The organism is Sodalis sp. (in: enterobacteria) (assembly GCF_047607725.1).
GTDB lineage: Bacteria > Pseudomonadota > Gammaproteobacteria > Enterobacterales > Enterobacteriaceae > JBLKSS01.
The window spans coordinates 1-6,596 of sequence record NZ_JBLKSS010000195.1; the positions used below are offsets into that span (position 1 = coordinate 1).

At 50.0% G+C, this 6,596-nt stretch carries 5 protein-coding genes; 4 read left to right on the plus strand and 1 reads right to left on the minus strand.

Annotated features, from left to right (window positions below; genetic code table 11):
- Positions 1-2,445: 2,445 nt before the first annotated feature.
- Positions 2,446-3,600, plus strand: coding sequence for a metallophosphoesterase family protein (locus tag ACMX3H_RS15885; RefSeq protein WP_415211521.1), 1,155 nt, complete (start codon positions 2,446-2,448; stop codon positions 3,598-3,600).
- A 35-nt stretch (positions 3,601-3,635) separates the two neighbouring features.
- Positions 3,636-4,421 carry a hypothetical protein gene (locus ACMX3H_RS15890; RefSeq protein ID WP_415211525.1) on the plus strand — a complete coding sequence of 262 codons (786 nt, stop codon included), beginning with the start codon at positions 3,636-3,638 and terminating at the stop codon, positions 4,419-4,421.
- Between the two features lie 313 nt (positions 4,422-4,734).
- Here ACMX3H_RS15890 and ACMX3H_RS15895 read toward each other — a convergent pair whose 3' ends face one another.
- The gene (locus ACMX3H_RS15895) at positions 4,735-5,232 is read right to left on the minus strand and encodes a hypothetical protein (RefSeq protein WP_415211522.1); all 498 of its coding nucleotides are present in this window, start codon (positions 5,230-5,232) and stop codon (positions 4,735-4,737) included.
- A 672-nt stretch (positions 5,233-5,904) separates the two neighbouring features.
- Here ACMX3H_RS15895 and ACMX3H_RS15900 point away from each other — a divergent pair.
- Positions 5,905-6,429, plus strand: a complete 525-nt coding sequence (locus ACMX3H_RS15900) for a MarR family winged helix-turn-helix transcriptional regulator (protein WP_415211523.1) — start codon at positions 5,905-5,907, stop codon at positions 6,427-6,429.
- Positions 6,338-6,596 (plus strand): GNAT family N-acetyltransferase (locus tag ACMX3H_RS15905; RefSeq protein ID WP_415211524.1); only part of this gene is annotated, 259 nt, incomplete at its 3' end. The genes ACMX3H_RS15900 and ACMX3H_RS15905, both read left to right, overlap by 92 nt.

Consider the following 6,596-nt stretch of genomic DNA (forward strand, 5'->3'; position numbering starts at 1 on the left):
GGGAGTATCAGCTCCAAAGAATTTGTCACCTTAAAGTGTAATGAAAAAATCACAGGCTTTTCACGGCGCTCAGTACTGCTTTAACCGAGTTTTCCCCGTCGCTATAGAATAGCCATGGCCATTATCCCCTAATTTTATCAACCCATAGCCTTATCATAAAAGTCTTTTTTCCAGCCAAATTTGATAGTTTACCAATCAATTTAGAGATAAATAATTCACTAATCCAAAGCCGTGATGACACCGCCCATGGTAAGGGAATACTCTACTCAACATGATGTCAATAACCACGCACTTCCCGTTATATTATAAAATCAATACTTCACTTTATTGTTCATATATAATGCAATTATTATAGAGGCAAGTCGCAAGGTAACCGTGTTTTATTCAAGGGCTGATAAATTACGTGCTTTCTTTTAGATAAGATATTTGTTAACCTATTCACAATTAGAACTCTCGTCTGATTTCCCTTCATCAAAAATATTCATCAATAGTCAACCTCAAGGGGCAAGTTAGGCCGTGAAAATCAATAATGAATGCGACGAGATAGAGAACATTCGATGAACATAGGAATCTTAACCTCAGCAATGTCTGTTTATGTACAGCAGGCAGGATGGTGATGTGGCAACGTCGCAATTGTCATGTGCGCGCATGCTCATCTCCCATCCTCCTCTTTCCAGGGTATTTGGATTCGCGTCATTACCTGAAAGGCCGTATGGCAGCTATTTACCTACTTCCATTTACCTACTTCCATTTAACTACGCACACCTATGTCATAAACGGCAATAGCCTTCTATCAGGGCGGTTAAGGTCCTCTCGATTTGGCTTCAGAGATGTCGCGAGGGCCGCGTGCACAGGGCAGGATAGCAGAGCTAGAGGCAGGCCAACGGCCCTATACGCGGCAAACGTCACTTAAAAAAGTGACATTATTTATTTTTTGGGCAACCCTCTAGCATCTTTAGCGCGAATTCAAGGTTAAAATTTTGCGGATCTGTGCGAGGATTATCGTGCCCGTATGCGCACCGCATCCCGCTCATTTTTGCCTGCACATCCACATGCCGCCTGTACAATTCCTCAAATCGGCTCAGGGTAGCAATTTCACATCCGCCATTTCTAATTTTTACAACTGAAATGACGTTGCTAAAGTGCACGACTTTGTTCTTCTGCAATGTCTGATGAGCCGAGGCTGACACATTTTTTTGCTGTCTGCATAGGTTTGCAATAATGATGTAGACGCACAGTTTGTAGAAGTATTGACGTTCATTTTTTCTCCGCTACAGTTTATCCTATCCACTCGTGCAGATTATTCTCGGCTCCCTAAACACCTAAGTGGCTTAACCATAGGCAAGATTATTTGCTTAATTTTTTTTTGATAACGTCTGTTGCTGTTGCGCAATCATGCTTTTTAGCACATCGAAAACCATTGCGATCACAAGAGAGTGAAATAGCCTTTGGCCATGAGCCTTTTCATCGAATGATGACTGTTTTAGACGCCTTTCCCCGCCACATGCCCTCAAGAGAGTGCATAAAAGTGCTGTGCCAGACGGCGCGCCTATATTAACTACTCATAGAGCCAATAACTCCTTCATTCTCATCGTAAAGAAAGTCCTGGCGATCCGTTGTTTTTCGTAAAATAAAGTTTTGCGCATTAACGGGGAGCATTGACATTAAACCATCATGATATCGTCTGTCAGCCCATAAATGCATACTTGCCTACTGAATCGCTTAAACTTCGTAGTAAGGCCATGATAAAAGCAGCGGTTATTATGCCACCTGACCCTTTTCGAGGATTTACCATGCTTTCACCGGCCATCGGCACTTTCGGTCTGCCCTAGAGGCGCCGGCATCGGTGCCCTACTCGACGCCGGGCAAATGTCATGCCCCCWACTTCGCGCTGACGCTGATGGKTTGCCATCCCGCATYGTTAACTAAACGGGGGCCGTGCTGGCGSTAGCGATTACTGAATATCGTTTACTCCCTACTGTTATCTTTCAATTATGCCTGACACAACACGCCTTCCTTTGCTAACGCCATCCCAAAGGATAGCCTTCCGAACGGATCAACAATTAAGCCGAAGGGGAGTACTGACGCATTGTTAGCCTCCTCCTGCCGTCAATATGTTGCTCCACAACGGGGTTAACATCACTCTCTGGCGAAAGGTGCCTCGCGTTGAAAATACTAAAATTGAACAGCTGTAACAATAATAATCGGGAGAAGACATGGCCAAGAGGAGACGCTTTTCCCACTCAGGTCGCACTTATCAGCGATATACATCAGGCGTGTGATRACGATTATCACATATTGTCTCGGTGCCTGGAGAATATTTGCCAGCATAAGCTTATCCGACAGGYCGTCATCGTCGGCGAGTTTGCCGGCAAGCGAGCACAGACTCGACAGACGCTGCGGATTACCGATTCTGCCTTGGCGTCAAACCCGAGATGTGATGCTGTGGTGATGTTGGGCTGTCAGGATGTCCGCGGGGGTAAAAATGCTATCTTCGAGCCCTATTTATTGCCTCCTTATGGCCATTGTCCTCAGGAAGCGGATCCGCATTTCTACCCCGAAACCAAATCCATCGACTATTGGCTTAATGGATACCATTTTATTGCGCTCAATTCTGATCGCGGAGGGAGTGAACCTATGACACTCTCTGCACCATCACTGGACTGGCTGCAAAGGTGCTTGGCTTGGGATGCCCATCCTGATAAACCCATGTTTGTCATAATGCCTCAGGCGCTGAGTTTTACGCATCGGCAAGCGGAGTTCTGCGATACCTCGCGTTCTCAACATGAGAAACTGAAAGAAATTTTTGAACATTACCCGCAGTTGGTAGTGATAAGCGGGCATACCCATAACGGTTTCGGCACCATTGAAATAATGCAACGTTCCTTTGGAACGCTGGTGGCAGTGCCTTCCCTGACCGCGACAGAGCATGGGGAAAAACGTAATGGCACCGGTTGGCTACTGAAAATAGACAGCGACAGTCTGATTTTTGAAGCTTGGGATTTTTATCGACATCAGCCGCTTGCGGCGTTTCACCAAAAGGTGTCCTTACCCCAACTGCCGGCGTTGGTGAAGAAGATCGCCAGCTGGCCGGATAACATCGCGCAACCTTTGCGCACAAGGGCGGATCRTTTGCTGTATCGCGTGTATCAAAATAACCTGCCGGTGCCCGGCCGCTCCGCTACAGAACAAAAAGGTATCCCATTGACAAAATCTACGATGCGGCTGTCTGGAATGCTATCGAAGTCTTGCGCAAAGATATCCTTAAAGAGGTATATGGCTGCGAAAACGTTGCTGTGCCAATTTGCGGACCCGGCATCACGTCATGCTTTAACAAAGACCAAGCTGAACTTATTTATGTGGAGCACGATGCCCCAAACTGGGACGATGAGGCACACATTGATTGCAGCGGATATTATTTGTCTTGACGAAAGAGGCGGTTTTGCTGGCATCCAGCGTCAGAAGGACCCGATGATTGACAATATCCCTTATCGCTGTAACGCGCTATGCATAATCGGCGAATTAACAACCGCGGAGTCCACAACCGAAAATGCCGTAAAACTGGAATGGACAGCGGAGAATACTCTTGCCAACCCTTAGGGGGAAAAGAAACGGGGCGACGCATCGCGCATCCGATGCCGTGGCATGCGGATACTCGTTACGCCACAGTGCTACGGCGCTGGTACGTCGCCGTTGAACGGAGAACCCATTTGGCCATGTTCAACTACGCCTTTGCAAATGGGCTATGGACCCATTACCTCAGCGCCAGCGTCCCCGGCGCGGATCTTTCTTTTAGCTGCCATCAAATTGTCGGCATCTCGGACCGCTTTTCCGGTGACGAAGTCAACCGCAGCGGACATGATGGGCTGCATTTGCGTATGGATGCGGATGGCCAGTGGGAGAAGCCGGCCTATTACCGCAAGGCCACCGTGGCTCATCCCTATTATCGCAATTCGGCGCTCACGCCGCTTGAAGCCCATGTTCAACCCGCTACCGGCGACGGGTTGGATGATACGCGCCCCTTCCAAGCGGTTTATCCTCGTCAAGCCACCGCCAAACCCACATCCACCGTCAAGCCTAAAATCATGGCGCTTGTGGCAAAATATGAAGATGGCACCTTAACGATAGAATGGCGCAATGATGAAAGCACATCACCACAGCTGCACTATCACGTAGAGGTTCGCCGCCATGGCCTGGAGGGAGAATTAATGGCACGGCAAAGCGCCGTTGTCCCGCATCAGCGTAAAGTGGTATTTGACACACTGGATCCTCTTCCAGAGGGTGAATATTACTTCACACTTGTGATTGAAAGTATTTTCAATGCGCGTTCGGATTTGCATTACGATCATTTTACCTGCGACGGCCAATATTGGGATGGCGTTGAAGCGCGCGGTGACACGTTGATGGACACACCGATGTAGCGTCATGGGTACAGTGAACAGTGCCGGGCAATACAGTTGTGTTTTGCCGCCTGTCCTTTTATGGCGAAATCGTCTAATGGCGAGATCGTCAAATTCTGAAGGGAGTAACGGTGAACACGGAGGTGATATCCCCGACAGGTATCGCTTCTGTGCGGCGCGGCCGCTACCCATAGCTCTAGGTTATCGTCGGCAGCATAAAGAGAGTTGGAGGCCGGCGATTACGATCAGATCGTGCCGTCCGGTGAAAGACCACACGACCTGGCCTGCTCCTGCCGAGGCGGTTAGAGCGACGTTTCCTCTTCCGCCGCTTCCACTACCGCCTCAAGGCCGCGCCCGCGGTTTCTACGGCGACCCCCGCCGCAACCACGGCGACCGTCGCGGCGGCTTCAGCAGCGAGCACCGCGACCGAAGCCACCTCCACCGCTTTCATCGTAGTGTGATCGTTCTCCATCGATTCGATTGACGTTAACGCTGACGCCGTTTTTGCAGCCGGCTTAGTGCGCAGTTTATCGCAATTTAACATAAAAAAGCAGGGAAACATGCCCAACAGACTTTTGGTGAAACACCAGGGATTAATAATAACCGACCCGTCTGGCAGAACTATTTTAGCAAGGGGATTGTCAACAGCCGTTTGCTCGGGAATAGGGATCGATCTGGCCCTTCTCGCCGCTCTTACGCGAGCGGCGGTATTGCGACTATGGTGCGTTTTTTTCCTCACAGCCTCTTTTTCGGTCATGGCACCGACGTTTTCAGAGAGCGTATCCGAGGTGTGCCGCTTCGATTGATGAGGATGATGACGCCTGTTTTCCATGTGTTTACCTCTCTGTAAGAAAGACTTTCAAAGGCGGTAATGTGTTCATTGCGCGCATAAACCGTATTCCTGAATATGAAGGCCTAGCCAGGGCGCTATTACCGGCGTATAAAGTGCAACGCGAGGGCATCAAGATTAACTTATACTGGAAATAAATATCGCTGGCGTATGAAATAACATCTAAAAGGGTCGCGGCGCCCGGCATTATTCCTGCCACTAGCGTCTTTCCGTGCATCAGTCAGGTCGCTAATTTATTATCCATTGACGCTTTCCCCCCACCAACGCTAATAGTGAAGGGCCGCTTTTTCATTATCTCATTAGCGGCACGGCCAGCAAACATGAGAACCGATAGAACTAAAACGCATGGGCTGCGCCCTTGCAAGGAAAATAGCATCGTCCCACCCTGCTTTTGTAACAACCATCGGTTTATTCGCTCTCGATTATATTGTTAAGCCCTTTTGAATAGCCAGGGTATGCTAAATTTACCTCATTATGTTTCGCCATAGGGGAATATAATCGCTAAGACATTTTATGTTTGCGAATATTTCCCCCCTTTGCGACAGGGCCTGCACGCAGCGACTGGCGTTTCGTCAACTCATTGAGCTACGGGTCGACAGGCCCCTCCCGCCAAAAAAAGTTGCTTTATAAAATTTATCTGACTAAAGTCAGGTAATGGACAATGAACACATACAACAGATGCGCCGTTTTAACCGGATGCTCACCCTCCGGCTAGGCGTGCTTAACGAAAATTACCTGAGCAGCGGCCGTCCGCTTGGCGAAGCGCGGCTGCTCTTCGAGATCGGCCCCGCCGGCGCCACGGTACGCGAATTGCGGTTGCGTATGGCGCTCGATTCTGGCTATCTCAGCCGGATGTTGCGTATGCTGGAAACCGAAAAGCTCCTTACCCGTCGGCGGGATAGCCAGGATGGACGCGTACAGCGTGTCATGTTAACTCCGTCGGGGATGCAGGTATGGCAAGAACTTGACCAGCGTTCAAACGAACGGATCGGTTCGCTCCTGACGCCGCTCAGCGATCGCCAGCGTGGCCGGCTTCTCACGGCGGTGGGAGAAGTGGAGCGTTACCTGCGCGCGGCCGCGGTAACGATTGCCCCGGCCGATCCCGCCTCACCCGAGGTGCAGGCATGTTATTCACGCTTATTTCCGGGAGCTCGCGCAGCGCTTTACGGAAGGGTTTGATCCCGCCCTCTCCGTCTCCGCCGAGCCGGAGGAACTCACACCACCGGCGGGCTATTTCTCTATTGCGACTCTAGACAGCACACCGGTAGGCTGCGGAGCGTTGAAAATCACCGACGGCGGGTATGGCGAAATCAAACGCATGTGGGTCGCCCCCGCGGCGCGCGGTC

Excerpts from the sequence above, each read along its gene's own strand:
- ACMX3H_RS15890 (WP_415211525.1), top strand. The coding sequence starts at position 3,636 with ATGCCGTGGCATGCGGATACTCGTTACGCCACAGTGCTACGGCGCTGG.
- ACMX3H_RS15895 (WP_415211522.1), bottom strand. The coding sequence starts at position 5,232 with ATGGAAAACAGGCGTCATCATCCTCATCAATCGAAGCGGCACACCTCG.
- ACMX3H_RS15900 (WP_415211523.1), top strand. The coding sequence starts at position 5,905 with ATGGACAATGAACACATACAACAGATGCGCCGTTTTAACCGGATGCTC.